The organism is Serinicoccus sp. CNJ-927, from assembly GCF_001942435.1.
In the GTDB taxonomy this organism is placed as follows: domain Bacteria; phylum Actinomycetota; class Actinomycetes; order Actinomycetales; family Dermatophilaceae; genus Ornithinicoccus; species Ornithinicoccus marinus.
Genome location: NZ_MKKF01000051.1, coordinates 140,903 through 165,003, shown reverse-complemented (window position 1 = coordinate 165,003; position 24,101 = coordinate 140,903). Strand labels below are relative to the sequence as shown.

Genomic DNA, 24,101 nt, shown 5'->3' with positions numbered 1-24,101 from the left:
TACTCGGCGCCGACGACAGCGTCGGCGTCCGCGGACAGCAGACTGTTGATGATCGACTGCAACAGCGTGCGCATCAGATCAGGCGATGCTTCCGCCAGGGCTTCACCGAGCAGGCCGGCAGGGTCGACAATGTGAGGAGCGGTCATCGTGTGACTCCGTTCGAGGGTGCTGTGAGAGGTTCACTCGATGGATCACGCGGTGGCCGCGTCCTCGCCTGACGCACACGCCGGAGACGACGACCTCGGCTACCGCGCTACACCACTATGGGGGACTCAACTCCCGTGGGTGATCTCAGCCGTTGCTGAGCTGGGACCCACAAATGTCGTCGGGGTGGCCAGATGGATTTGGGAGCACCACGAAGAAGACCTTCGAGCTTCCGGTGACCTCTTCTACACGTGGCAGTACGACATTCGCTGGGCCGCGCAGAAACTTCTAGACAACGGCGCACTAGCGCAAACCGGTCGCGGCAAGAGTTCCGCATGGCGCATGGCCAGTTCCACTGCAAGTACACCGTGAGGACTCGACCGCCACGTGTTGGAAAGTCGGCAGCGTCATGCGCATCACGCATGTACCACTGCATCCCGTTCCAGCATCCCCAAGGCCTCCACGTAGTCCTGGGTCCCCGACCTCACACGAAGAGATTCTCTATAGCTCGTCTCAATACGGAACTCAGAGCAGGTGCCAAGCTCGGCCGAGCCGCAACGGTCACGCCTCTTTGCTCGACGAGTGAAATTCTGTAGCTTCCCTTGGCCACGGGAGATATACCTGATCGTAGTCATCTCCGCCTTCATCGTCGTCCTCATAGAACGCCTTTTCCCAGTACCTAGCAACGGATGTTGCATCGAAGAAAAGGGCGGCCGGGAGATCAGCCTCATCGATTCCGAGATATACCCCATAAGTCACATCCTTGTTAGAGTCAAAAAACCACAAGGATTGCCCGTAGAAAGGGTGGTCCACCACGGACGGGATGCCACCGCCGTAAAGGGTCGCCTCCACTTGGCGATCATCCCTCAGTTCGTTGGCGCCGGGGGCACCTAGGGCCAAGCGGGAGTGACTCCCGCCTATCCGGCCAATCTCAACCGCAGCCACGACGTCTCCCACACCGGCCCAAGTCACTTTCATGCAGGTTCCGAAGGATGTGTCTGGGCCCCCCGCTACCACCTCGTAAGCGACGGGGCCAGAAATGTCGAACCAGAGGTCGTGCTCCTTGTATCCGAGCAGCCGAGCTCCGCTCGGTAACACCACGTCTCCTCGAGAGAATATTGAAGGCCGAAACTCCTGCCCTTGCACATCGTGCACCACTCTGTCCGTGAACAATCGTGGAATAGTTGTGTGTCGGCGAGCTCGAGCCAAGTCCGGCTCGCTTGGCGAGTCAGTGCTCTCGGCCCAACGGGCCTGATCGGCTTTCGACGCCTCGAGCTCTCTATGGACTCGGTCAAGCTCCACGCGAGGGTCGTACCCGCCTCCTTCTATCGCTGATTGAGCATCGTTCCTAGCCGCCAGTATGCCTTGAACAGCAAATACCGTAAAGCCCTCACGATATTGGTTGAGTGGTGGCCTCGGTGAGCCCTCAAGGACGCCCCCTTCAAGAGCCCGTTCAGCGATTATCCGCCATTGGTCCCAGTAGCCATACTGATACACCTGCCTAGCCGCCGGAAATCCCTCAGAGGGGTGCGCGGGGTACAGCGTCGGGTCGTATGGATCGTCAGTCATAGTGAACCTATTCGGTGCGGCGAGTGCTCCCAGTCGATGCAGTATCATCGCACCCCGACAGTGTGGGGTGGCGACGGACCCCACGGGGATCACGTCTTTAGCGTTGCTGTGTCAAGCGTGACAGGTTGTGCGCGCCTCACCATGCTCCATCGCTCACGTCGAGAAGTGACAGCCCCGCTCATGTTCTGCCGGCGTGAGTCTCGTGGCCCACCGTCCGCTACTTTGGAGAGCGACGGTGCCTGTATCGCTGGTGGGTTAGAACTTGAACACGGAGGCTTCCGAGAGGTCGCGGCCCTTGTCGAGCTGCCACTCGTCGTGGGTCTCGGCGCAGAAGACGCCGCTGAGCCGGATGACAACAGCCTCGTTGAGGAAGATGCCCACTATGCGGGAGTGGCGTTTGATCTTTTAGTTAAGCCGCTCTAGGGGGTAGGGACCAGAGCTCGTGCCAAAGGTCGCACCGGAGGGCCGCGCACTCGTGGACTCCAGCCTTGGCGCCGTCCATCAGCGCACGGTATCTCGATACCGGCCGGCGAGGTTGTCGCAGACCTCGTCCCACTGCCGGCCCTGGGAGGCCAGGCTGGGCAGGTCGAAGATGGCCCGAACTACCGCGACGACTCTTTCGGTCTCGGCTCTCGCATGTGCCAGAACGTTGCGGACGAAGTTGATCCGGCACCGTCTGGGGGACGAGCCTTGGAACACGTGCCTCTGTCGACGGCGGCTGAAAGCACCCAGGTTCCGCAGGTGTTGCGACGTTGGGTGGAACCCGCCGCGGCGTTGCTCTCGAGTTTTCCCAGGCCCCGCCGACACGGGACCCGTAGGCGGGGGCCCGCAAGCATGTCATCTTTGCAGCCCTCGCCCGCAAGGGCGTCGCAGCCTTTCCGCCGGCGAAGGAGCGTCGGAGGCTAGCGCTACCGTGAAGACCGAACATCTGGCCCTCCAAGTGAACACCCAAGTTGCAGGCCCATTACTGGGAGCTAGGCTGCGGGACGTGTCCCCCTCCGAGGTGTCTAACTACAGAACGAGAACGGGACGATTGCAACCGAACCTTCGACACGAGATGAACGAGGATTCCCGGTGACTGACGAGCAAGCCGCCTTCGTACGGACGATGTTGATCAACTCACTACGCGGAGGCGGCAACACCTTGGAGCAAGCCCGCGCAGAGGCCGTCCGCGGCTTGCGGGCCATGGTCGGACACCAAGTTGCGGAGCGGCTCGTGAGTGAGGCTGTCGGATGGATCAACGAGGAAGCGGCGAAGATCAAGAGGGCGGGGAAGACTCCGATCGTGAACACGGAGGACCAGCGTCGGGCAATGTCTCAAGACTACCGAGAGCGAGCTTGGTACCTCGGCCCCGGCCCCAACGACAAGTACTGGCCGGCGTTAAAGAGACGCCTTCAGTCGGGAAGTCTTGGGGACGCGGTCCAGGTTATCGACGATGCATCAACCAAAGTCGTCTCTCACTGCGCCGAACCGATACTTCGAGGGGCCAAGAAGAAGGGATTAGTTCTCGGTTACGTGCAATCGGGGAAGACCGCCAATTACACTGCCGTGATGGCCAAGGCTGCAGATGCTGGCTATCGGACATTCATCGTCCTGTCGGGCATGCACAACAATCTGCGACGACAAACGCAGAGCCGCATCGATAGAGATCTCAACACTGAAAAGCGCTGGTTCCGGTTGACAGACACGGAGAATGACTTCGGCTCCGGCATCACCGGTGAGGCGCTCATGGCTGGGCGCGGGCTCTCGGTCGCCGTGGTGAAGAAGAACCCCGCACGTCTGCGTCGACTTCACAAATGGCTCGCTTCCATCGACGACGACGTCTTAGCACTCTCGCCCATTCTCATCCTCGATGACGAGGCTGACCAAGCAACTCCGAACACGGCGCGTGCCAAGCAGGAACGGTCCGCCATCAACAAGCTGATCAGAGACATTTGGTCAGAGGTCGAGAACGGGACGTACATCGGTTACACGGCGACTCCGTTCGCGAACATCTTTATGGACCCTGACGACGACGACGAGCTCTACCCCTCCGACTTCATCGTTGATCTACCGCGATCGGGGGAGTACTTCGGTGCAGAGCGAGTTTTCGGGCGTACATCCCTAGGGGATGCAGATGAGCCGGATGACGGACTCGACATGACGCGTTCGATCCCCCCTGAGGAAGCAGACGCTCTCACACCCCCCTCTTCGCCCTCTCAACGTGCCACTTTCGATCCGGAGATCCCCCCATCGCTCCAGGCTGCGATCCGCTGGTTTGTCATGGCGACGGCAGTACGACAAGCCCGAGGACAGACCGAACAACACAGCAGCATGCTGGTGCACACTTCAGCCTACATCGCATCCCATTTCGCCCTCAGGGGTCAGATTGAAGAGTATCTACATGACCTAGCAGCCGACTTTCCAAAGGAGGCATCTCTCTGGCTGGAGCAGTACTGTACAGAAGCCGAGCGGGTTCCGGAGGTTTCGCAGTTCGCACCCCCGCGGTGGGATGAAATTGTCCATCATATTCCTATGGTCCTTCAGCGCGTTCGCGTCGTTGCTGATAACGGCTCATCCACGGATAGACTGGACTATAACAGGCGCGATGAGGCCGGACGGGAACTTTCCGAATGGGTCATCGCAATTGGCGGCAACACGCTGTCCCGAGGCCTGACGCTCGAGGGTTTGGTCGTCTCCTACTTCGTTCGTACGGCGCGCACGTATGACACGCTGCTGCAGATGGGTCGATGGTTCGGCCACCGGCCCGGATACGAGGACCTACCGCGGGTCTGGATGCCCGATGCCCTCCTCGACGACTTCAGGTTCCTAGCACTGGTCGAGGAGGAGATCCGGCGTGACATGCGTCGCCTTGTTTCACTGCGACTCACACCCAAGCAGTTCGGCGTACAGGTACGCGCCCATCCTGGCCATCTGGAAATCACCAGCAGGAACAAGATGGCGCACGCCGAGCTGGTCCGTCTGTCCTACAGCGGTCAACGGCACCAGACCATCGTGCTCGCCGAGGGCAGTCCGGAAGTCCTCGCCGGCAACATCCGGGCCACCCGTGACCTCGTCCAAGAGTGCCTCACTCTAGCTCGGTCCGGCATTATGGAGCCCACCCGGACGCAATTCCACGACCTTCCAACAGAAAGCCTTCTCAAGTTCTTGGCGCGCTACCACTTCCACAGCGACCAGCCAGGCCTCCGCCGTGATCACATCATGGGTTGGATCCGCAAGAGTGCACCTCAAGTGCCTTGGAACGTCGTCGTTTTGGGCTCCTCACGACGCCTCACACCCGCGGACGGAGAACCGCTCGAGCTCGGCAGCATCGACCTAGGCCTCGAATCCGAGGTGCCCATGGTAAATCGCTCTCCACTACGTAACCCGGGACCGGGTACGGCCAACATCAAGTCGCTTCTCTCCCAGCCGGACTGGGTGGCAGACTTGGACCCAGAGGTGCTGGGTGATCTGGAACGGCCCAGTAAGCAAGAGGGATGGCAGGAGATCCGCCGAACGCATGGGGATGGTAATGGTCTGCTAATCGTTTATGCTGTCAGCCCGCACTCACGCCCCATTCGCGAGAGGCAGCAGCGCTCCCGTCGACCAATGCAGGCCGAGGTGCCGCTCGTGGGGCTTGGCCTCATCTTCCCCACCGTGGACCACGGCGAGCTTGCCATGGAGGGGAACTACTACTCGGTTCGTCCCGATTGGGAGGCGTCGACGGACGAGGTGGAGGACGAGACTCCCATCGACACCGAGGGATCGCGCGAGATCACTGCTGAGGACATCGAGGGATTGACACATGTCCTCTGAGATTGAGGAGGCTTACGTTCTCCTGACGTTGGCCGCCGATGAGAAGTACCGTCGCGTGCTTACCCGAGACTTTGGTGTCCCAGGCCTGACCGCAGTCCTCGACGGTGCCGGAATGAAGCGACTCCGGGCAACACGGCGGCCGCATGAAACCGCCGATGCCGATCTACGGAGCAGAGGCGTACATCTGCGCCCTCAGAATCAGGAGCACGGCGACATCGACCACATTGACCTCGTGTGTGTCGATCCTTCCCTCGACTTGGTCTTCGATCACATGGTGGCCGATGTCTCTCGGCGCGTCACGGACAAGGGCATGAGCCCAGTGGAGGCGTGCCGCTCAGCCTTGGACGACTGGCGTTCCTTGCTACGTCAGAGCAGCAGTCTGTCGGAAGCACAAATCGTCGGGCTCCACGGAGAGCTCGAGGTGCTGCGCGTGATGGGTACTTGGGGAGACCCCCGAGCCGCCTTGGATCGATGGAAGGGGCCCTTAAAGTCCATCCACGATTTCGTGAACGGCTCCTCGCTGCTCGAGGTCAAAGGGACTGCGACACGTGAGGGCGCGACGGTCGCCATCCACGGGCTCGACCAATTGGACAGTGCAGAACATGAGGTCCTCCATCTCGTGGTGGCACATTGCCGTCCCGGCGACCGAGGTCTCAGCCTGGACGACAGAATCCGGGAATTGCTCGCCAGCGGCTTCCCTCGGACCGAACTTATCGAGAGGGTCGGGGCAGCCGGCTACCTCTTCGAAAAAGGCCTGCCGAGCGAGGCGCGCTACGATCTCCTCGGTCTACGAGTCTTCAAGATCGAGTCTGGGTTCCCAGGACTGCGCAGGAGGGACATTCCTAAACATCACCTAGCAGGAATATCCAGCGTGCAGTTCTTGGTCCATCTCGAGGCGGCGCGCGAGTTTGAGCTCACCGATGACACCATCGAGAGCCTTTGGAGGGCCTGGACATGACGTGGAGCGAGGAAGAACTCGACCGCGCAGTCTCGCCTGTCCGAGGGTATTTCACCGCGACACACCTTGCTCCTAATACCGTTCTAGCTGCATGGATGAGGTCTGTCGGAACGGTCCCGACGGGAGAGGACTGGCACTACGCCCGTGCGCTGCTCGACGAAGGTTATGACTTCGAAGAGGCTGCCCGCGAAGTAGCCTCGCAGAGTGCCGCTAGACCGGAGCCGCCTAAAAACAACGTTGACAAGGAGGGAACCCCTCCTGTGGTGGCGAGATCTTCCCCTCCTCGGGGGGGCGCGACCCCATCCGCACCCGCGGCCACAAATCTGACTCGCCGCTCGAAACCTGTGGCAGAACTTCCGGGCTCGGGTGGCCTAGCGTGGTACCCGAAGGTCTTTGGCCCGGGAGACATTGACGGCACGGGTGCTCGTCGCCTGCTCGGAACACCGCATGTCCCGCTCTCCACAGTCCTCGTGCGCGAGACGGCTCAAAACAGCTGGGATGCGCGGACCGGCTCCCAGTCAGTCACATTCGCGCTCCATCTCCGCACCTTGTCCGAGCGCGAACGCCAAGTCCTCGCCGACCGAATCTTCACCGGTCAGGCTACGGGACTGGGGCTGCGCGAGGCTCTCGCCTCCTCTTCGGTCCGCGTCCTCGAGATTTCTGATAGGGGAACGAAGGGCCTTGGCGGTCCGATTCGCAACGATCTCGAGATCCCCGAAGGTATGCCGAGCAATTTCATCGACCTGATCATGAACATCGGTGCACCTCGCGAAGTTCATCTGAGCGGTGGCACGTACGGCTTCGGGAAGACCATCACCTACCGCTGCAGCCGCGTCGGCACGGTTCTCTTCTGGTCCCGAAGCATGGAGGGCGACGAAGTCGAGGACCGTCTGATCGGGTCCGCCTTCGGAGACAACTTCAACGCGAACGGCAAGCGGCATACCGGAAGGCACTGGTGGGGAACGGTCTGTGAGGACGGCGCCCGTGTCGAGCCGTGGACTGGTAACGACGCACGTGCAATGGCCGAAGGGGTGTTCGACGCCTCGTTCACCGACCACGAGACAGGCACCAGCCTCATGATCATCAACCCAGATCTTGGCGGGGAGACCTCCGGTGAGGCGTCGAGCGTTTGCGTCAGGGCGTTCTGTGGAATCTATGGCCCAAGCTACTCCCCACGCCCAGCGGTGCACAGCCCATGTCCATCCAAGTGCTGCACGAGGGTGTCGAGGTGACGCTGCCCGATGTCGCTGAGCACCCAATCCTCGGCGGCTTCTCAGACGCACTGCAACTGGTCCGCGCCACCCAGACCGGTACCACGTACACGCCCAGATTCGACACCCAGGTTTTTCCCATTGAGATCAAGCGCCCCGTGGAGCTGCTAGGACATTTGGCCATCACCCGATTTCCACGACTGCTGGAGGGGGACGACTACCCGGTCGACACCGTGCCCGTCTCGGGGCCGTCAGCCCATGTCGCGTGGATGCGCCATGACGCGGAACTGGTCGTGAGGTACGACGCCAGGACCCCTATCGACAACCGGCTTATTCACTGGGCGGCCGTCTTCAAGCCAGAGGCCGAGCAGGACGACAATTTCGCCCTCGCCGAGCCGCCCGCGCACGATGACTGGGTGCCTCAGTCCATCGACAACCGCACAACGCGGTCTCGCGTCAACGTAGCCATCACCCGGATGCGTGACCAGGTCACCAAGCATCTGACGCTTGCGCCGGAGAGGGGAGCGGAGACCAAGGACGCTCGCTCAGTCGCTGTCTTGGCGGACGCCCTGTCGAAACTGATCGGCTCCGTGCCCGGATCCAAGCCGACGCCCAAGTCATCGCCTCGGCGGAAGAGCCAGGAAACGCGGGCGAAGAAGCCTCAGGTAGAGGTCACTGACATACGCTTTGGACGGGTCGACGAATACGGCTATCGGACCGACGTGTTCACGGTAGAAATCCGCGACGCGACCGTCCCCATCGAGGTGACTGCCTACGCCGCCGCGCTTACGGAGGCGGGTCGGCTCAATGACGATGACCTCGTGTCTGTCGTCGGTTGGGGAACCGACCCGAGGCCCATGGACGGCGCACGGCACGTCATTGCGGCGGGACGCACGGCCACAGTCCGCGTAAAGACCTACCGGGACACCACGCTCGACCTCAGGTTCGACGCGGAGGCGGCCAACTGATGGCCTCGATTCAGATTCTCCCTCACCGAACTGCCGCGCCGTCATCCGTCGACTGGGGGAGGTGGTGGGTCCAGGTTGGCGAGCTGAGCCGGAAGCCTGCTGATGAGTTGGTGACGAATTGGGACTACTCAACGCCGATCACTTTCCAGCTGCAGCCAGCTATCGATGAGGCCCACTTCCTCACGTCGACTGGACTCCCCGCTCTCCGAGTGTGCGACGTCGTCGTTACGGCCGAGTGCCTCTCTACGGGACGGCGCTTCTTGGCGCAACAAAATCTCGCCACGCTTGCTGGGACCAGCGAGAAGCTAGTGCAGGTCTCGCCCCCACCGTCCGAGCTGGCCGGGGATCTGAAACTGCGGGCTCATATCGTTCTAGTCGAGAACATGCTTTCCTCGGGTGACCGCGTCGCCACGCGTTTTGGCGCGAGGCTCGCGACTCTTTCTCCCACCACTGTCTCACTCGAAGGGTCCGGTGCGCGATTCCCAACCGAGGCGGTCAGCTTTGCATCACTGGGCCTCGAGGCTGCGCTCTGGACCTTGCGAGTCGACGCGTCAGAGCCTGACGAACCCTTCACGTCGGTGGTCCGTCTCTTCATCAACACCGACCACCCAGCGAGCAGCGCACTAATAGATCGACATGAGATCTCCGGCCCTCTCCTCGTGTCGGCGCTGGAGACTGATGTGATCCGCCAGATCTTTGAGGAAGCACACTCCATGAAGGACATCTTCGTAGACCGGTTAACGTGGTCAGAAGGCTCCTTCGGCGAGACTCTAGAGAACCTCGGCTACACATTCTTCGACCGTCCGTTCACGGAGATATCAGGGCTAATGGAGACCGACCGACCTGCTTTCGAACGCATCCTGCAGGACCGCAGCCGCTTGTTTCGGGAGATCCGGTGAGCGAACTCTACGCCTATCCGAGATTGTGCGATGGTCCGGCGCTGGTAATCCACCAGCAGATGCTCCGTCTCGCCGAGCAGCCCAGCGTGGACTTCACCCCTTTGGTGGGCTACAGCCATCACGATGCGACACCAGTTCCGACTGGTGCACCGATTGCGAACGAGGACAGGATCAAGAGCGTCCGCTCTGCCGTTGTGGCAGCGATAGAGCCTTGGCTCTCACGACAGAACACCAGCCTGCGTCCCACCGACAACGCGGCTTTTGATCTCGCCTTGGGGAAGACGCTCTGCGACTCATTGCAGATCATGCCGGCCGACGCTGGGCACAAGGAGACCTGGAGCTTTCTGTCGACGGTCGTCTTCCCCGACGTCGTCTACGCAAGATTCCCCGGTCTGCACGTAGATCGAGTCCTGGGTAGGCAGCATCGGAACGCACTCAGACGGGCGTGGTTCCGCTTCACGATCGTCGGCGACCTGCAGTTGGCCAGCAGCCGCCCTCTGGGGGAAGACGAGATGACCGCCCTTTTTGAGCGCCCGACGCTCGCGATGAACCCCCGACTACTGCGGCTGTTGGCGGAGCATGTGCTGTCCAGCAGCGCCTCGGATCGCGCCAATTACACCCGTCAGCTCGCCAAGCGGGCCATCGCGCTCACGGGCGCCTACCTCTTGGACGTCATCCCTGACTTCGAAATCAGAGAGTTACTCGGGATGAAAGACCTGCTCACACGGAAGCCGGACAACCCACCTTCATCCAAGGCGTTGCTGACTAGTTCGTGGCCGAGGAGTTCCGCTACGCACGCCACGCCGCCCCTCTGGAGCCACGGATCTCATCGAGTCGAGCACAAAGACCCGCCGGCTGCTGAGAGCACCGTGATGGTCCAGAAGGTCGCGGCACAAGAGTCATCAGACCTCGTAAGCGTGTTCCACCGAGAGATGGTGCAGCTGTGCAGGCAAATCGAGCAGGCGCTGGGCACCCGACCACGGGAACTGGCAAGGCGCGTCGCCACCATGGGAGGTTTTGAGGCAGCTCGGCAAGCCCTGGCGAGCACATCCATGGACCTGTTCGTGGCCCTCTGGGAAGCCGGACACTCAGAGCTGTCGGTTGAGGCACTCGTGCTCGACGCCCGTTTCCGCGGGTTGTTCACAGCGGCCCTGCTCGAGCGGGCCGAGCAACGGTTGGGGGTATCCTGATGCGCCCCCGCAATTTCATCGGCAACAGAACGGGCACGTCCGCATGACCTCGTACGCAGTGCCCCCATCGGCTGCGAGACTCACCTCCTCGCTTCGCGACGTCGGGTACGACTTTCACTCGGCCATCGCGGACCTGGTCGACAACAGTATCGCCGCAGGCGCGTCGCAAGTCGATGTCGAGATCGTGTTCGACGGAGAGGAGAGCTACGTCACCATCGCCGACAATGGTGGTGGCATGTCCGCCAACGGTGTACAGGAGGCTCTTCGGTTCGGCAGCAGACGAGACTACGCGCAGGGCGACCTAGGTCGCTACGGGCTAGGGCTCAAGACTGCTTCCCTATCTCATGCACGCGCTGTGACAGTCGTTACGCGAAGCGCTGCCGGTGTTGTCACCGCACGCACTCTGGACCTCGACCTCATCGCAGAGTGGGACGAATGGCTCATCGTTGATCCTGGGGCCACAACCCCTGTGTCGCGCGCGAAGCGAAAACTTGAGAAGGGCCGGAGCACGTGTGTCATTTGGGAACGCCTTGACCGAGCGCTGCCGGAGCGGAACCCCGAAGGCGGCTGGGCGCGCCGGCGACTCCAGTCGTTGGCCGACAGGACGGCAGAGCATCTGAGCATGGTGTTCCACCGATTCCTGATTGATCCGAAGCGGTTGAGACTTGAGGTCAACGGGCGACGTCTTGACCCTTGGGACCCCTACGCCCAAAGCGAAAAGCGCACTAGAGAGCTCACGCCCATGACCTTCGAGGCGGAGACGCCAGACGGGCACGTCGGTACCGTTCATCTGGACCGCTATATCCTGCCATCACGGGAGCAGTTCTCAAGCCTCGGAGAATTCGAGCGCATGTCCGGCCCGCTCAAGTGGAACCGGCAGCAAGGGCTCTACATCTATAGGGCCAATCGACTCGTTCAGTGGGGCGGCTGGGCCGGCACCCGAGCACTTGACGAACACACCAAGCTCGCGCGTGCAGCGTTGCGGTTTGACACCGATCTGGACGTGCTGTTTAACACGAATGTCGCGAAGATGCGGGTGTCACTACCTGGCAACGTCAAGCAACCGATCACACCCGCCTTGACCGAGCTAGCACAGGCGGCAGGACACGAGTACCGACGTGCGAACAGAATGCGTACCGCAGAGCCAGGAACCGGCGCTCCCGCAGGAATCGACCGCGAGAGTTTGCTGGCTTTACGAGTGGCTGCTCTCGCCGCAGGCGAGAAGGAGGCATTGGACCGCATCTTCGCCAAGCTTCGTCGCGACAACCCGCAACTCGCCCAAGCGATGGGACTCGATTTCTAGAAGAGCACATCACTTGGGCACGCAAAGATGTCGACCGCCTCCATGCAGTCCTCCTTGAGCGGGCAGACGCCACAGGCTGGGCGTTTCGGCCGACATATACCTTGGGCGATTTCGATTAGGGCGAGGTGCGCGTCCCGCGAGTTCACGTCGGAGCCGATCATGCGGGCAACGGCTAGACGGCCATCGGTCCTGCTGTTCCTTTTCTCGACGTCCGATCCCCAGTATCGGCCGGCAGGCCTCAGGACGCCTTTGGTGGTCAAGACGGGTTCAGCATCCAGACCGTGGTCGTCCCTGTGCGCCACCAGTTCCAACACGTCCCTCATCGTCGGGCCCAGACTCGGACTTCCCAGAAGCCAGCCATCGGGGTCATCGCCACCGAGGTCGATGGCCTTTACCGCATCTTGAAGGAGAATGTCCACCCGAGCCCGCCGACCGATGAGGTCGCCCAATCCTTGCAACAACGCGCTCGCGTCTACAATATCGCTGGCACTCTTTAAATGGGCAACGAAGGGCCACGTCGCATTTATCTTGTTCGCGTCTGCGCGTTCCAGCAGGGACTCGCCCAAGTAGGCGTTCCACACCGACCCGGACGCCAGCCACGGCAGTCGGTATTGACGCCGCGAACCGTACCATTCGGCGAGACGCTGGGCGATCCCGCCGGAGGTCCATCGTGCATCCTGAGCATGGAACAGCGCCGACGTGACAGCCTCTCCCAATGCCTCACCGAGTTTCGGCGCACTGCATTGCCGATCTGTTTGAAGGCAGCGCTGGGTGGACCGTTGAACCGAAAGTGATCTGGGAAGGTCTGCAACCTAGCAGCTTCCCGCACCGTCAGTGTTCGATGTTGGCGAGGATGGATGTACCAGTACCCATCCTTGGCTATGTGAGCCGTGATCGTCCGTGATAGGTCGTTCTCGTCCAGCCGCTTGTATTTGTCGTCAAAGATGTCGTCTCGGTAGCGCCGGTGCTCAGGCGCAAGATCCGAGTACCGCGTTTTGGAGTCCATGTTGGCAAACGCTTTCGCGTCGTCCTCACGGACTGGTCTAGTTATGTGGTCGTAGACTCGGTGGACCTCGTTTCCGGGAACCAGTCTTCGCATCTCCCGCTGGAAAGTGGTCCTTGGCTCAGCGTAGTCAAGGTAGCCCTCAGCCCCCCCAGCCGGACGAAAACCACCTTCAACTGGAGGAAGGTCTCCTATGGCCTCCCACACCGACGTCCGACGTCCGACTTCCTCAGGCCAGTCGAAGGCGAGGCCATCCCGTAATGCCACCATGATGAGGCGCTGTCGGAATTGCGGAACGCCGTATCGACGCGTCTCGACGACGCGCTCCTCCACGGCGTATCCGAGGCTCTCCAGCTCCCCCACCATGGCTCGCAGGATGAACATTTCACGGTCCAAGGCCATGTCTGGCACGTTCTCCATGATGACCGCACGAGGCTTCGCCAGGCGGGCTATCTCGAGGAAAGCCCTCCACAAATCCCTTCGTTCATCGTGAGGATCTCGTAGCCCGTGCTCGACTCGATAACGAATTCCCGAGCGGCCTGCCTTGGAAAAGGGCTGACACGGTGGTCCACCGGCTAGGACATCGATATCCAGCTCCCTCATAAGGGCTGCGGTCTCCTCGACGCGCTGCACGTCACTCAGGTCCCAGTCCACCGACATCCCCGCGAAGTGGTGCACGTGGGTCTGGACCGCGTCCTTGTAGTGATCGGCGCTGAGGACCACCTTCATCCCGGCTTGCTCCAACCCGAGGCTGAGTCCACCTGCTCCAGCGAACAGATCTGCCGCCAGTACAACCTGCGGGTCAGCAGCTCGGAGGTCAGCCACGAGCTGCCTCAGCTCGCCTTTGGTCTCGCAATGCTGGGGATGGGGTGCCAACTCCACAAACGGACCTCGGACCAGTTTGACCCCGTAAGCGCCCTTACTCAATGGCTTCTCTCTCGTCAGTCCTCCAATGCCCGAGATCTCCGAGCCGGGACTCGCTCCGGCTCGGAGACGTACGGGGCGGCCTCACAACCCTAAGGCTGGTCAGTGACCGGACTCGCTCAGGGTCGGTACTGTGATCAGCTACAGCCGCTGGTGCTTCCGCAGCCCTCGCAGACGTAGCACGAGCCAGCCGGGCGCATCTTCGTCCCGCAGGTCATGCAGATGGGCGCATCGGCGACCTTGCCCTGGAACTGCTCGAGCAGCTCGGCAGAGGAGTGGATCTCCGCGTCAGCCTTGCGGGCGTCAGCGGCGCCGGCACCGGACTGGTCGGCGATCTCCTCCTTCTTCTCCGCCTTCTTGGCCGGAGTGGTGGCCGCGCTCTGGCTGTAGTTCTCCAACTCGTCCTCGTAGTCCTCGTCGTCGCTGGAGGACTCGAGCGGGGCATACGACCCGGTCTCCAGCTGGCGGGCCCGCTCCTCGGCGGTGTGAATGCCCATGAACGAGCGGGTCTCGAAGTCCAGGTAGTCCAGCGCCAGGCGGCGGAAGACGTAATCCATGATCGACTGCGCCATGCGCACGTCCGGGTCGTCCGTCATACCGGCCGGCTCGAAGCGCAGGTTGGTGAACTTCTCGACGAAGGTCTCCAGGGGCACGCCGTACTGCAGGCCGATCGACACGGCGATGGAGAAGGCGTCCATGACACCGGCGAGGGTCGAGCCCTGCTTGCCGAACTTGAGGAACAGCTCGCCCAGGTCACCGCTCTCGTAGGTGCCGGCAGTGAGGTAGCCCTCTGCGCCGCCCACGGCAAAGCTCGTGGTCTGGCTCGACCGGCGCTTGGGGAGCCGCTTGCGGACTGGGCGGTACTCGACGACCTTCTCGACGGGTGCCTCGACCTCGTCGGCCTTCTTCTCCTTGTCCGCCTTGCCGTCGGACAGCGGCTGGCCGACCTTGCAGTTGTCGCGGTAGACGGCCAGCGCCTTGAGACCCATCTTCCAGCCCTGGAGGTAGACCTCGGCGATGTCCTCGACGGTGGCCGACTCCGGCAGGTTGACCGTCTTGGAGATTGCGCCGGACAGGAACGGCTGCACCGCGGCCATCATCCGCACGTGGCCCATCGGACGGATCGCCCGGGCGCCATCGCGCAGTCGAAGACCTCGTAGTGCTCGGGCTTAAGGCCGGGGGCGTCGATGACGTGGCCGTTCTCGGCGATGAACTCGACGATCGCCTCGATGGTCTCGTCGGCATACCCCAGGCGGTTGAGCGCCCGCGGGATGGTCTGGTTGACGATCTGCATCGACCCGCCGCCGACGAGCTTCTTGAACTTCACCAGCGAGAAGTCGGGCTCGATGCCGGTGGTGTCGCAGTCCATCATGAAGCCGATGGTGCCGGTCGGCGCGAGCACGGAGGCCTGCGCGTTGCGGTAGCCGTTCTTCTCCCCCGTCTTGACGACGGCATCCCAGGCCTTGGTCGCGGCCTTGTGGACCGCGGAGTCCATCGCGTGCAGCGTGCGGATCTCGTCGTTCGCCGCCTGGTGCTTGCGCATGACGCGCTTGTGCGCGTCGGCGTTGCGGGCATACCCGTTGTAGGGGCCGACGACGCCGGCGAGCTCGGCGGAGCGCTTGTAGGCCGCGCCGGTGAGCAGCGAGGTCAAGGACGCGGCGAGCGCGCGGCCACCCTCGGAGTCGTAGCCGTGACCGGTCGCCATGAGCAGCGCGCCGAGGTTGGCGTAGCCGATGCCCAGCTGCCGGTAGTTGCGGGTGGTCTCGCCGATCGGGTCGGTCGGGAAGTCCGCGAAGCAGATGGAGATGTCCATCGCGGTGATGACCAGCTCGGCGACCTTCTGGTAGGTCTCCACGTCGAAGGTGTCGTCATCGCGCAGGAACTTCAGCAGGTTGAGCGAGGCAAGGTTGCAGCTGGAGTTGTCCAGCGACATGTATTCCGAACACGGGTTGGACGCGGTGATGCGGCCGGTCTCGGGGTTGGTGTGCCAGTCGTTGATGGTGCCGTCGTACTGGATGCCCGGGTCGGCGCACTCCCACGCGGCCTGCGCCATCTTGGTGAAGAGGTGCTTGGCGTCGACGGTGGTGACGACCGAGCCGTCCTTGCGGGAGGTGAGGCCGAAGTCGGTCTCCTCCTCGACGGCGCGCATGAAGTCGTCGGAGACGCGGACGGAGTTGTTGGCGTTCTGGTACTGCACCGACACGATGTCGTTGCCGCCGAGGTCCATGTCGAAGCCGGCGTCGCGCAGCGCGCGGATCTTGTCCTCCTCGCGTGCCTTGGTGTCGATGAACTCCTCGATGTCGGGGTGGTCGACGTCGAGGACGACCATCTTGGCCGCGCGGCGGGTGGCGCCACCGGACTTGATGGTGCCCGCGGAGGCGTCGGCGCCGCGCATGAAGGAGACCGGGCCGGAGGCGGTGCCGCCGGAGGAGAGCAGCTCCTTGGAGGAGCGGATGCGGGAGAGGTTGAGGCCGGCGCCCGAGCCGCCCTTAAAGATGAAGCCCTCCTCCTTGTACCAGTTGAGGATCGAGTCCATCGAGTCGTCCACCGAGAGGATGAAGCAGGCGCTGACCTGCTGCGGGCTCTGGGTGCCGACGTTGAACCACACGGGAGAGTTGAAGGAGAAGATCTGGTGCACCAGGGCATACGTCAGCTCGTGCTCGAAGATCTCCGCGTCCTCCTCGGTCGCGAAGTAGCCGTGCTCCTTGCCCGCCTTGACGTAGGTGAGGACGACGCGGTCGACGAGCTGCTTGAGGCCGGTCTCGCGCGCGTCGGTGCCGACGGCGCCGCGGAAGTACTTCGTCGTGACGATGGTCGAGGCGTTGGCCGACCAGAAGTCCGGGAACTCCACGCCGCGCTGCTCGAAGATCGTGTCGCCGGTCTTCCAGTTGGTCTGGACGACGTCCCGGCTCTCCCAGGTGACCTGGTCGTAGGGGTGCACGCCAGGCGTGGTGAAGATGCGCTCGATCGTCAGGCCCTTGCCGTTGCGGCGCGTGCGCGTCTTCGACCCGGTGGTCTCGGTCATGACTAGCTCTCCTTGGTGGGGATGTGCGTGCGTGTCGTCCGTGTATGCCAGTGCACCAGAGGGCACCGACATACCTGTCGTGCTCAGGTGGTCGGGGTGGGTTCGGTGTCGGAGGCGGCGTCGCGCTCGGTGCGCAGCAGCACGATCGCCGACTCGAAGTCGTCGAGGTTGTCGAAGGCCTGGTAGACCGACGCGAACCGGAGGTAGGCCACCTCGTCCAGCGCCTTGAGCGGCTCGAGGATGGCCAGGCCGACCTCGTGCGCGTCGACCTCCGCCTGCCCGAGCGAGCGGATCGACTCCTCGACCTGCTGCGCGAGCAGCTGGAGCTGGGCGTCCGTGACCGGGCGACCCTGGCAGGCCTTGCGGGCGCCGGTGATCACCTTGTCGCGGCTGAACGGCTCGGTCGCGCCGGAGCGCTTGATGACCGAAAGCGTGGCGGACTCCACCGTGCCGAAGCGGCGCCCGCACTCGGGGCACTGGCGGCGGCGACGGATGACCGTCCCCTCCTCCTGGACGCGGCTGTCGACGACCTTGGAGTCGGTGTGACGGCAGAACGGGCAGTGCATGTCACTCTCCTTCTCGGTCGCGGCAGCGCGGCGCGAGCACCTGCCGAGGCAGGCGCTCTGTGGGTGGATCTGGGGACGATCTGTGGACGGGCTGTGGGGACAGCCGGTCCGGTTGTGAACAAGATGTGGACGAACCACACCCCTGTAACTACTAGATATGGTGATCGTAGGCGACCCCGCTACTAGATGCAAGGGGTGCGTGTCGGGCTAGGTGTCGGGTGCTCGCGAGGCCCAGAACGGCGGGGATCGGGGGGGTGGTGACGGGGTGTCGCTCGGTGGCTGTGCACTTCGCGGGGGTGTTCAGATACCGGCGAAGTCTTTACTGTGGACGAGCGTCCAGCGGCCCTGTCCTGGGGCACACTGGGCTGGACGGAACGGCCGCGGGGGACCTGCGGCCGCAGGATCGAGAAGGGGTATGCCGTGACCCGCACCATCGTCGTCGCCGCCGTGGCCGGCCTGGTCATGCTCGCCGGCTGCGACAGCTCGACCGAGCCCGCCGCTCCCCCGACGTCGGAGGACGCACTCACGACGCCGACGGAGGAGCCGTCGGAGGACACCGAGGTGACCTCCGAGCCGGCCGAGACGTCGGAGGAGGCGACGAGCGAGGAACCTGACGCGGACCGGCCACCCGAGATGCCTGCGGTGGCGGCCGAGCAGACGGAGGAGGGAGCCGAGGCGTTCGCCGAGCATTACATATCCACGCTCAACTGGGCCTACATGACGGGCGACACCACTGCGTCTCAAACACTCAGCGATTCAGAGTGTGAGTCGTGCGCTGGCCTCATAGCCGAGGCCGCCGAATACCAGACCGAAGGCGACTACGTACGCACAGAGCGGACGTCTGCACTTCTCTCAAGCGATGGTGCACGGGTCGAGGTCACCATCGAGCAACTAAGTGGCGCCGGAGCTGGCGAGGCGGAGATCGTGGTGCGATTGAGGCCTAGCGAGGAGGCCTGGCTCGTCGACGAGATAACCATCGTGGAGTGATGATGGCCCCCAACAGGAACGCCGCCTCTGGATTGACATTGACCCTTAGCGCTGCCCTCTGCGTCTCAGGGGCCTCCTTCGCCCAAGGTCCGCCAGGGACGGATCCCCCGCCTGGCGGCTTCAAGAAAATAATCAGAGGGGGTGGGGGAACTGAAGTGGGGCTTACAGTCAATGAAACGAGAGCAAAAGCGAACGTATGGCCACCCGGCAGTAGCCCCAGTTCCCCCAGCTCTTGGTACGAGTACCGCGCTGTCATTGACTGCATGCCGCCGAACACCGTCGACGAGCCCCGTGTTGACATCTGTCAGAGCGCACTCAACGCCTGTGTAGGCCAGCCAGAGCCGTCATTCGCGCTGGCAGTGATCTTCCGCCGACTTGTGACCGCAGAGGGTTCGGAAGGAAGTTGGGAACGCGACGGTCAAACTTGCTTCGCCAACTCCGTTCCTACTCGTTCAGGCGAAGGCGTGGAGGAACTCACTGAAGAAATGATTATCGAGCAGTTTCATCAAACGGACTTCGCCCTACCCGGGGCGGTTATCCAGCCACCGGACGGTCGGACGCTTGTCAACCTACCCGTCTATTTCGCACTCGCCTGGCCCAGCGAAGGGTTCGAGCCGCAGGAGATAGATAGCACCACGATCATTGGATACGAGGTCCGCATCCGCCCAACACTGGTGGGTGTCACATACGTCACCGGGGATGGCAACAGTATTGGCCCGACCAAGAGCCTCGGCGGTCCCTACCCGGATGGGGATATCACTCACGAGTACGCAGACGCTGCCGATGTTGCCCCGTACATCTCGGTTGAGTACGGCGGTGAGGTCAGCGTCGACGGTGGTGATTGGGCCGAGATCCCCAGCACCGTGACTGTCGATGGCCCGACGAGTCCGCTCGAAGTCCTCACCTCAGAGAACCGGCTCTACAACAACTGACGCCCGAGCGATCAGAGCCAGCCGCGCTCCTCGGCATACCTCGCCGCCTCCACCCTGGTGGCGGTCCCCGTCTTGCCAATAGCGGACGAGAGATAGTTGCGCACCGTCCCGGGTGACAGGAAGAGATGCCCGGCGATCGACTGCACGGGCGAGCCGTCGAGCGCCTGTCGCAGCACCTCGCGCTCCCGGTCGGTCAAGGGGTTCGGCCCACCGATGAGCGACTCGGTCGCGAGCGCCGGGTCGACCACGCGCAGCCCGGCATCCACCCGCCTGACCGCCTCGGCCAGCTCCGGTGCCGGCGTGTCCTTGACGACGAACCCGCTCGCCCCCGCGTCCATGGCGCGCCGCAGATAGCCCGGCCGGCCGAAGGTCGTCACCATGAGGCAGCGTGCACCCACCCCGGCCTGGCGCAGCTGCTCGAGCACCTCGATCCCGTCCAGGCCGGGCATCTCGATGTCGAGGAGGCATACCTGCGGCTGCGCCTTCCTCACCGCGTCGAGGACCGCGTCCCCGCGCCCGACCTGCGCCACCACCTCGATGTCCCGCTCCAGGTCGAGCAGCGCCGCCAGCGCGCCCCGCACCAGCGCCTGGTCGTCGGCGAGCAGCACCTTGATCACAGCTTCACCTCCACGGTCGTGCCGGATCCGCCCGGCCCCGGGCGCAGCGACAGCGCGCCGCCGGCCTGCTCCACGCGCTCGCGCAGACCACGTATGCCGTTCCCCTCCTGGCTGTCCCGCACTCCCCTGCCGTCGTCGGTCACCCGCAGCCAGTGGTCGCCGAGCTCGACCTCGCACCTCGTCGCCCCGCTGTGCCGGACCACGTTGGTCACCGCCTCCCGCAGCACCCACGCCAGCGTGATGCGGTGCCGCGGGTCGACGAGGAGCACGTCGTCAGGCAGCTCGGCGCCGATCCCGGCGCCCCGCAACGCCACGTCCGCCGCCTCGACCTCGTCGGCCAACCGCGCCACTCGCAGACCGCCGACCGTGGCGCGGATCTCCGCCAGCGCCTGCCGCGCGAGGTCCTGCACCTCCCCCATCTCCTGCTTCGCCCGCTCCGGGTCAGCGTCGACGAGCCGCCGCGCCAGCTCGGTCTTGACCGTGACCACCGTGAGCGAGTGCCCGAGCACGTCGTGGACGTCGCGCGCCACGCGCTCGCGCTCCTCGGTGAGGGCGAGCTGCTGCTGGGTCTCCTGCGCCGACTCCTGGTGCTCCTCCAGGTAGCGGCTGAGCACGCTGATGGTGAGCACGAGCGCCGAGATCCCCCAGTACATCACCGTCGGCCACAGGCCCCAGAGCAGCGCGCTCGTGACCATCCCGACGCCGAAGAGGCCCAGCGACACGGTCCACACCCCGCGCCACGGCAGGAAGAACACCGGGACGCCGATGATGAACGGCATGGCGGTGAGGGAGTTCGGGCCGATCAGCCAGCCGAGGGCGACGGCGACGGCGATCATCACGCCGAGACCGATCATCCCGCCGCGCGCGGCCGCGGCATACTCGCCCATCCCGATGCGCCGCACCGCGCGGCGCACGGTCAGGACGTAGGTGACCATGAACGCGGCCACGACCCCCGTCGCGAGCAGGCGCCACAAGAGGTTCCCCGCGGTCGTCCAGATGTGCCCGAGCGGGAAGGCGAAGAACACCAGCCAGATCCCGCCGAAGAGCCAGCCCCAGCGCGACCACGCGTCCGTGGGCCTGTCCGTCCGACTCATGGCGCCCACTCTGCCAGCCCTCGGAGCTCTCGGACAGTGACGTCTGTCACCGGATCGTCGCAGGTCACCGGGTCTGTCGGTGGCGGGTGCTTGAGTGGAGTATGGCGTTGAACCCGGGGGTGCAGGAGTGGGAGGCAGGCGAGCCGCCCACGCACCGGACGCATGCCCAGCCGCCACTCGACCCCTATGACCCACTCGCCGAGATCAACGCGATGAGCTCGGCTGAGTACAACGCCTTCATGGACGAGGTCGACGCAGCGCTGGACGAGATGCGCGCGGAGGAGCAGGCGGCGCGACCTGTGCGCGAGCGCATGGCCGAGGGCCTGGACACCGCGAGTCGCGGGTTGAGCTTCGCGGGCGCGCTGGCGCAGCACTCCGCCACCGTGCTCGACGGCGACCTCACCGATGCGATCGAGGCGGTGGGCGCGCTGCAGACGCAGCTGGGGGCGGTCGGCTTCACGCTCGCGCGGGAAGCGGCGGTGCGCGGGCTCCACCAGGACGTGGCGATGTCGCTGGTGGACTGGCTGCGGGTCCGATGCCCCTGGCTCAGCACGCAGGACGCCGCGCAGATCAGTGCGATCGTGAGGGCCTCGCAGTCGCCCGTGACCACGGTCATCGGGGACGCCGTCGCCGACGGCAGCGTGCCGGTGCACCGCGCCGCCCTGGTCGCGCGGACGATGACGCGGCTGGAGTCCTCGCTCGACCCCGACCAGCGCGACTCGTATGCCCGGATCGCCTCCGCCGCGGCGGCTCGGCCGGACCTGTCGGACCATGACCTCGCCAAGGTCTGCCACCGGCTGGTCGAAGACCTGCTGCAGGAGGCCCAGCCCGGCGAGCGAGAGCGGAAGGCGTCGAGCTGCGGACGGTCGCCCGCCGCCGCGTCGGCCCCGGGCTGACCCGCTTCACGATCGACGCGCCGGACGGTGATGCAGCGGTCATCTCCGGCGTGCTCACCTCGGCGTTGGCCGCGCCGGCGCCCGGTGGTGAGGGTCAGCAGCGCGGGGCTGCCGGGGGCCAGGACACCCTGGGGTTGTCCGTGGACGCCGCGGGGACGTCCAGCTCTGGCGCTGGAGCAGTCGAGCCGGACACCCGGCTGCCTGGGCAGCGCCGCTACGACGCGCTGATGACGGTGATCCGTCGCGGCACCGGCAACCCTGGTGCGCCGCCGTCGACCGCCCGCGCCACCGTGCTGCTGACGATCCCCTTCGACCCCGACCGGGGCATCCCGTCCGGGCCGGCGAGCACCATGGAAGGTGACTACGTGCCGCCCAAGCAGGCCGCCGAGCTGTCGTGCAGCGCGGACATGACCCCGGTCTGGCTCTCCGCCGACGGGGCACCGCTCGCCCTGGGTCTGACCGCACGCTTCGCCAGTCCCGCGCAGTGGACGGCCCTGGCCGTGCGGGACGGCGGCTGCTCGTTCCCGGGGTGCTCCGCGCTTCCCCAGTGGTGCGACAGCCATCATCTGGACCACTGGGCCCGGGGTGGGCGCACCGACGTCGACCGCATGGCCTTGCTCTGCGGCCGGCACCACACCCACGTGCACCAGCACGACCTGACGGCGACCGTGAGCGGGTGCACCGTCACCTGGCACGTCTGACCACCGTGCCCCGCGGCCGGCCCATCGGGGCCGGCCGGTGAGGCATGCCCAGCGTGATCAGGAGGCGGGGGCGCGGCGTAGCAGGGTACCGCGGGCCGATGCTCGGCTTGGGCGGTCGCCGCGTCGAGTTGCTGGGCCTCTCACGGCTGGGCCACGACCGGCGCGGCCGGTCGCCCGGAGACAGACGTCAGGACCTCTTCCGGCATACACGGCAGGGGACACGCGTTGCCCAGACATGACATCCACGCGCGTCCCGCTCTCCGTCCTCGACCTGGTCCCCCGCTCCCAGGGCATGACGCCCGCCACCGCCATCGAGGAGTCCGTGGCCCTCGCGCGGGAGGTCGACCAGCTCGGCTACCACCGCTTCTGGATGGCGGAGCATCACGGCTCCGAGGCCTTCATGTCTTCGGCGACGGCGCTGCTCCTCGGTCACGTGGCGCACGCGACCGACCGCATCCGGCTGGGCTCCGGCGGCGTGATGCTCCCCAACCACTCTCCCCTCATGGTGGCGGAGTACTACGGCACCCTGGCCACCATCCACGGCGACCGCTTCGACCTCGGTCTCGGCCGGGCACCGGGTACGGACCCCATGACGGCCGCGGCCCTGTCGCGCTCCAGCGGGCACCTGCCCGACTTCGCCTCCGAGGTGGCGGACCTGCAGGGCTACCTCGGCGAGCCGCGGGCCGGTCGCCGGGTCCGTGCGCTGCCGGGCGAGGGCACCGGGGTGCCGCTGTGGATGCTCGGCTCGTCCACTGGTGGTGCGCAGGTCGCCGCGGCGCTCGGGCTGCCCTTCTCCTTCGCCTCGCACTTCGCGCCGGACCAGCTGCAGGAGGCGCTCAGCCTCTACCGCGACCGGTTCCGCGCCGATGCTGCCACCGCACAGGTGGACCGTCCCACCACCATGGCCGGCGTCAACGTGCTCGTGGCGCCCACCCAGGAGGAGGCCGACCACCTCTTCACCACCGCCCAGCTCATGGCGATCCGGATCCGCTCCGGCCAGCCGGCGCCGCTCGACCCACCGGTCGAGAGCCTCGCCGCCGTCGTGCCGACCGAGCTGCTGCCGCTGGCCAACGCCCACCAGTCCGTCAAGATGGTCGGCACCCCCGAGACGGTCGTGGAGAAGCTCGAGACGTTCGCCGCCGCGCACGAGCTCGACGAGCTGATCGTCACCACCTACACCTTCGACCCAGAGCTGCGGCGGCGCAGCTATCGCATGCTGGCGGAGGCCTGGGGGACGACAGCGCGCCCGCCGGAGCGGGTCGCGGTCAGCGGCTGACCTCGATGCGCACGACGCCGCCCGTGAGATGGGTCGCGCCGTC

The 24,101-nt window shown here is 64.6% G+C and carries 20 protein-coding genes and 2 pseudogenes; 12 read left to right on the top strand and 10 right to left on the bottom strand.

Annotated features, from left to right (window positions below):
• From BJF86_RS17730 to BJF86_RS19930, 4 genes and pseudogenes are all read right to left on the bottom strand, one after another.
• A pseudogene (locus BJF86_RS17730) lies at positions 1-146 on the bottom strand (IS256 family transposase); the annotation flags it as partial.
• Positions 147-705: 559 nt separating this feature from the next.
• Complete coding sequence (locus BJF86_RS17725; RefSeq protein ID WP_158068444.1) at positions 706-1,713, bottom strand: hypothetical protein; 1,008 nt, start codon at positions 1,711-1,713, stop codon at positions 706-708.
• 255 nt (positions 1,714-1,968) lie between these two features.
• Positions 1,969-2,094 (bottom strand): transposase, encoded by a 126-nt coding sequence (locus BJF86_RS19215; protein ID WP_237768270.1) that lies wholly within the window; start codon positions 2,092-2,094, stop codon positions 1,969-1,971.
• Between the two features lie 120 nt (positions 2,095-2,214).
• Entirely contained in the window at positions 2,215-2,412 is a 198-nt protein-coding gene (locus BJF86_RS19930; RefSeq protein ID WP_075820439.1) for a transposase, read from the bottom strand.
• A 375-nt stretch (positions 2,413-2,787) separates the two neighbouring features.
• Between BJF86_RS19930 and BJF86_RS16130 the strand changes: the two genes are divergently transcribed.
• The 7 genes from BJF86_RS16130 to BJF86_RS16100 are packed head-to-tail and all read left to right on the top strand — an operon-like array spanning position 2,788 to position 12,037.
• Positions 2,788-5,508: a Z1 domain-containing protein gene (locus tag BJF86_RS16130; protein ID WP_075820437.1), complete on the top strand. Its 2,721-nt coding sequence runs from the start codon at positions 2,788-2,790 to the stop codon at positions 5,506-5,508.
• On the top strand, positions 5,498-6,466 hold the full coding sequence (locus BJF86_RS16125; RefSeq protein WP_075820435.1) for a PD-(D/E)XK motif protein: 969 nt from the start codon (positions 5,498-5,500) through the stop codon (positions 6,464-6,466). Before BJF86_RS16130 ends, BJF86_RS16125 begins: the two co-directional genes overlap by 11 nt.
• A complete protein-coding gene (locus BJF86_RS19210; protein WP_237768269.1) occupies positions 6,463-7,698 on the top strand; it encodes a hypothetical protein in 1,236 nt (411 codons plus the stop codon). The genes BJF86_RS16125 and BJF86_RS19210 overlap by 4 nt, the downstream gene beginning before the upstream one ends.
• On the top strand, positions 7,695-8,645 hold the full coding sequence (locus tag BJF86_RS16115; RefSeq protein WP_143553894.1) for a hypothetical protein: 951 nt from the start codon (positions 7,695-7,697) through the stop codon (positions 8,643-8,645). The genes BJF86_RS19210 and BJF86_RS16115 overlap by 4 nt, the downstream gene beginning before the upstream one ends.
• Entirely contained in the window at positions 8,645-9,544 is a 900-nt protein-coding gene (locus BJF86_RS16110) for a hypothetical protein (RefSeq protein WP_075820429.1), read from the top strand. Before BJF86_RS16115 ends, BJF86_RS16110 begins: the two co-directional genes overlap by 1 nt.
• Complete coding sequence (locus tag BJF86_RS16105; protein WP_075820427.1) at positions 9,541-10,734, top strand: hypothetical protein; 1,194 nt, start codon at positions 9,541-9,543, stop codon at positions 10,732-10,734. The genes BJF86_RS16110 and BJF86_RS16105 overlap by 4 nt, the downstream gene beginning before the upstream one ends.
• A 43-nt stretch (positions 10,735-10,777) precedes the next feature.
• Positions 10,778-12,037 (top strand): ATP-binding protein, encoded by a 1,260-nt coding sequence (locus tag BJF86_RS16100; RefSeq protein ID WP_075820425.1) that lies wholly within the window; start codon positions 10,778-10,780, stop codon positions 12,035-12,037.
• Here the strand turns inward: BJF86_RS16100 and BJF86_RS18435 are convergent.
• The 4 genes and pseudogenes from BJF86_RS18435 to nrdR all read right to left on the bottom strand — a co-directional run bounded on the left by BJF86_RS18435 (position 12,034) and on the right by nrdR (position 17,555).
• Complete coding sequence (locus BJF86_RS18435) at positions 12,034-12,603, bottom strand: hypothetical protein (RefSeq protein WP_202817369.1); 570 nt, start codon at positions 12,601-12,603, stop codon at positions 12,034-12,036. The genes BJF86_RS16100 and BJF86_RS18435 overlap by 4 nt on opposite strands.
• Positions 12,561-13,865 carry a DNA cytosine methyltransferase gene (locus BJF86_RS16095; RefSeq protein WP_202817368.1) on the bottom strand — a complete coding sequence of 435 codons (1,305 nt, stop codon included), beginning with the start codon at positions 13,863-13,865 and terminating at the stop codon, positions 12,561-12,563. Before BJF86_RS16095 ends, BJF86_RS18435 begins: the two co-directional genes overlap by 43 nt.
• Before the next feature lie 236 nt (positions 13,866-14,101).
• Positions 14,102-16,989, bottom strand: a pseudogene (locus tag BJF86_RS16090) (vitamin B12-dependent ribonucleotide reductase).
• 83 nt (positions 16,990-17,072) lie between these two features.
• Complete coding sequence (gene nrdR, locus BJF86_RS16085) at positions 17,073-17,555, bottom strand: transcriptional regulator NrdR (RefSeq protein WP_075811351.1); 483 nt, start codon at positions 17,553-17,555, stop codon at positions 17,073-17,075.
• A 420-nt stretch (positions 17,556-17,975) separates the two neighbouring features.
• Between nrdR and BJF86_RS16080 the strand changes: the two genes are divergently transcribed.
• Both BJF86_RS16080 and BJF86_RS16075 read left to right on the top strand, forming a co-directional pair.
• On the top strand, positions 17,976-18,542 hold the full coding sequence (locus BJF86_RS16080; protein ID WP_075820423.1) for a DUF6318 family protein: 567 nt from the start codon (positions 17,976-17,978) through the stop codon (positions 18,540-18,542).
• A gap of 263 nt (positions 18,543-18,805) precedes the next feature.
• Positions 18,806-19,474, top strand: a complete 669-nt coding sequence (locus BJF86_RS16075) for a hypothetical protein (protein WP_143553893.1) — start codon at positions 18,806-18,808, stop codon at positions 19,472-19,474.
• A gap of 11 nt (positions 19,475-19,485) precedes the next feature.
• Here BJF86_RS16075 and BJF86_RS16070 read toward each other — a convergent pair whose 3' ends face one another.
• Entirely contained in the window at positions 19,486-20,091 is a 606-nt protein-coding gene (locus BJF86_RS16070) for a response regulator transcription factor (protein ID WP_075820420.1), read from the bottom strand.
• Positions 20,088-21,185 (bottom strand): sensor histidine kinase, encoded by a 1,098-nt coding sequence (locus tag BJF86_RS16065; RefSeq protein WP_075820418.1) that lies wholly within the window; start codon positions 21,183-21,185, stop codon positions 20,088-20,090. The genes BJF86_RS16070 and BJF86_RS16065 overlap by 4 nt, the downstream gene beginning before the upstream one ends.
• 212 nt (positions 21,186-21,397) lie before the next feature.
• On the opposite strand from BJF86_RS16065, the gene BJF86_RS16060 reads away from it, so the two are divergent.
• The 3 genes from BJF86_RS16060 to BJF86_RS16050 all read left to right on the top strand — a co-directional run bounded on the left by BJF86_RS16060 (position 21,398) and on the right by BJF86_RS16050 (position 24,058).
• Entirely contained in the window at positions 21,398-22,081 is a 684-nt protein-coding gene (locus tag BJF86_RS16060) for a hypothetical protein (RefSeq protein ID WP_143553892.1), read from the top strand.
• Positions 21,973-22,782: an HNH endonuclease signature motif containing protein gene (locus tag BJF86_RS16055; RefSeq protein ID WP_083653252.1), complete on the top strand. Its 810-nt coding sequence runs from the start codon at positions 21,973-21,975 to the stop codon at positions 22,780-22,782. The genes BJF86_RS16060 and BJF86_RS16055 overlap by 109 nt, the downstream gene beginning before the upstream one ends.
• Before the next feature lie 235 nt (positions 22,783-23,017).
• Complete coding sequence (locus tag BJF86_RS16050; protein WP_075820412.1) at positions 23,018-24,058, top strand: LLM class flavin-dependent oxidoreductase; 1,041 nt, start codon at positions 23,018-23,020, stop codon at positions 24,056-24,058.
• Positions 24,059-24,101 lie beyond the last annotated feature (43 nt).

Bases quoted from the DNA above. Each gene is read 5' to 3' on its own strand.
- BJF86_RS17725 (WP_158068444.1), bottom strand. From the start codon at position 1,713: ATGACTGACGATCCATACGACCCGACGCTGTACCCCGCGCACCCCTCT.
- BJF86_RS16125 (WP_075820435.1), top strand. From the start codon at position 5,498: ATGTCCTCTGAGATTGAGGAGGCTTACGTTCTCCTGACGTTGGCCGCC.
- BJF86_RS19210 (WP_237768269.1), top strand. From the start codon at position 6,463: ATGACGTGGAGCGAGGAAGAACTCGACCGCGCAGTCTCGCCTGTCCGA.
- BJF86_RS16110 (WP_075820429.1), top strand. From the start codon at position 8,645: ATGGCCTCGATTCAGATTCTCCCTCACCGAACTGCCGCGCCGTCATCC.
- BJF86_RS16100 (WP_075820425.1), top strand. From the start codon at position 10,778: ATGACCTCGTACGCAGTGCCCCCATCGGCTGCGAGACTCACCTCCTCG.
- nrdR (WP_075811351.1), bottom strand. From the start codon at position 17,555: ATGCACTGCCCGTTCTGCCGTCACACCGACTCCAAGGTCGTCGACAGC.
- BJF86_RS16075 (WP_143553893.1), top strand. From the start codon at position 18,806: ATGCCGCCGAACACCGTCGACGAGCCCCGTGTTGACATCTGTCAGAGC.
- BJF86_RS16065 (WP_075820418.1), bottom strand. From the start codon at position 21,185: ATGAGTCGGACGGACAGGCCCACGGACGCGTGGTCGCGCTGGGGCTGG.
- BJF86_RS16060 (WP_143553892.1), top strand. From the start codon at position 21,398: ATGAGCTCGGCTGAGTACAACGCCTTCATGGACGAGGTCGACGCAGCG.
- BJF86_RS16050 (WP_075820412.1), top strand. From the start codon at position 23,018: ATGACATCCACGCGCGTCCCGCTCTCCGTCCTCGACCTGGTCCCCCGC.